This window comes from Clostridium sp. ATCC 25772, from assembly GCF_001573875.1.
Classification (GTDB): domain Bacteria; phylum Bacillota; class Clostridia; order Clostridiales; family Clostridiaceae; genus Clostridium_J; species Clostridium_J senegalense.
Genome location: NZ_LFRG01000107.1, coordinates 1 through 1,579, shown reverse-complemented (window position 1 = coordinate 1,579; position 1,579 = coordinate 1). Strand labels below are relative to the sequence as shown.

Genomic DNA, 1,579 nt, shown 5'->3' with positions numbered 1-1,579 from the left:
AGCTCCTTGGTCAAGCGGTTAAGACACCACCCTTTCACGGTGGTAACAGGGGTTCGATTCCCCTAGGAGTCACCATAAACTCTTACTAATTAATTAGTAAGAGTTTTTTTGTTTATGTAAAATAATAATTTAAATAAACAAAATAGTTACTTAAAATATGTTATAATAGATTAATAAAATATAACTTTAAGCATATAAATATTTATTATAACTTTAATAAAATTTATTATTAATATTAAAGTTATAGTGCTTAAACTTAATCTTGAATAGATAGAGTTTAATGCTTATAGAATATAAATAATTTTTTAAAAGGAGAATTTATATGGAAAACAAAATTTTAGCTACAGTAAATGGAAAAAATATTACAGAACAAGATTTAGAATTTGCTATATCAAGATTTCCAGAACAAAACAAACAATATTTTAGTACTGAAGAAGGTAAAAAGCAATTATTAAATCAAATAATAAACTATGAATTAGTATATAATTTTGCAAAAGATAGTAACTTAGAAAGTGATGAAGAGTTTAAAAAACAATTAGAATTAGTAAAAAGAGATTTATTAATACAAGCTGGTATAACTAAATCATTCTCAAATGTTGAGATTACTGAAGAAGAAATTACAGCATTTTATGAAAAGAATAAAGAAATGTTTAAAACAGAAGAAACAGTAAACGCTAAGCATATATTAGTTGATGAAGAAGAAGAAGCTAAAAAAATAGCAGAAGACATAAAAAACAATGTTATATCTTTTGAAGAGGCAGCTGAGAAATATTCTAAATGTCCATCAAAAGCACAAGGTGGAAGCTTAGGAGCTTTTGAAAGAGGTAGAATGGTACCTGAATTTGAGGATGCAGCATTTAAGTTAGATGTTGATGCAATTAGTGAACCTGTAAAAACTCAATTTGGTTTTCATATAATAAAAGTTGAAGATAAACAGCCTTCAGTTGCTAAAGATTTTGAAGAAGTTAAGCCAATGATAGCTTCAAACTTACTTCAGGAAAAGCAAAACAAAGAATTTATAAATTTAGTAGAAAAATTAAAAGGTACTTATAAAGTAGAAATGAAATAATAATATAACGAAAGGTTTTGGTTAAGTAATTTTAATACTTGGTCAAAGCCTTTTATTTTATTAATAATAGAAAAATTAAACTGGATTTTGTGTTGTATTCTTTTAAATTACAGGAATTTATCAATAAAAAAGCAATTATTAGTAAAATATAAAAGAAAACATATCCACGTGTATCAATAAAAGTAATTTTGAGGATATCATAGTATATAAGAGAATTTAAAGTATAAATTTCTATATTTAAGGTTAGGATACATAATGGCTAAAGTGATTATGTATATAATAAATCTTGTCGCTGAAACAAGTTACTAAGTAGCTTAAGCGATAAAGATTTAAACTTTAAAAACTTTTTAAAAAAAGTATTGACAAAAAAGTTTAAAACTAGTAAAATAGTAAAAGTCATCAAGTGGTGACAAATTGGTCTTTGAAAATTAAACAGATAAATATAGGTAAAACCAGTTAATTCATTTGAGAATCTATTTTGTAGAGGCTCACATCGGAAGATGTAAAAAA

At 24.8% G+C, this 1,579-nt stretch carries 1 protein-coding gene; it reads left to right on the top strand.

What is annotated here, in order from left to right; all coding sequences use genetic code 11:
* The first annotated feature begins 322 nt into the window (after positions 1 to 322).
* Complete coding sequence (locus tag AZI32_RS16960) at positions 323 to 1,069, top strand: peptidylprolyl isomerase (protein WP_061997134.1); 747 nt, start codon at positions 323 to 325, stop codon at positions 1,067 to 1,069.
* The last annotated feature ends 510 nt before the right edge of the window (positions 1,070 to 1,579 follow it).